The 514-nt window shown below is 60.1% G+C and carries 1 protein-coding gene; it reads left to right on the forward strand.

The window, feature by feature from the left end:
- On the forward strand, positions 1 to 498 hold a 498-nt coding region (locus ACZ9XP_RS17810), incomplete at its 5' end, for an NAD(P)(+) transhydrogenase (Re/Si-specific) subunit beta (protein WP_465188950.1).
- Between the last annotated feature and the right edge of the window lie 16 nt (positions 499 to 514).

Genomic DNA, 514 nt, shown 5'->3' on the forward strand with positions numbered 1-514 from the left:
ACCTTCCTGATGAGCAACGCCGACAGCGTGATCATCGTGCCCGGCTATGGTCTGGCCGTATCGCGCGCCCAGCACGCGCTGCAAGAGTTTGCCGAGCTGCTGCACCAGAAAGGCGTCAACGTGCGCTACGCCATCCACCCGGTAGCGGGCCGTATGCCTGGCCACATGAACGTGCTGCTGGCCGAAGCCGAAGTGCCGTACGAGCAGGTGCAGGAGATGGAAGAAATCAACTCCGACTTCTCCAACACCGACGTGGTACTGGTGATTGGCGCCAACGACGTGGTGAACCCCGCTGCGCAGAAAGACAAGGCCAGCCCGATCTACGGCATGCCGATCCTGGAAGCACACAAGGCACGCACCGTGATCGTGGTGAAGCGCTCGATGAGCGTGGGCTACGCCGGTCTGGATAACGAGCTGTTCTACATGGACAAAACCATGATGGTGTTCGGCGACGCCAAAAAGGTAGTGGAAGACATGCTGAAGGCGGTGTCGCACTAAGCTGCGGCCAACCTTG

This window comes from Vogesella perlucida, assembly GCF_979366545.1.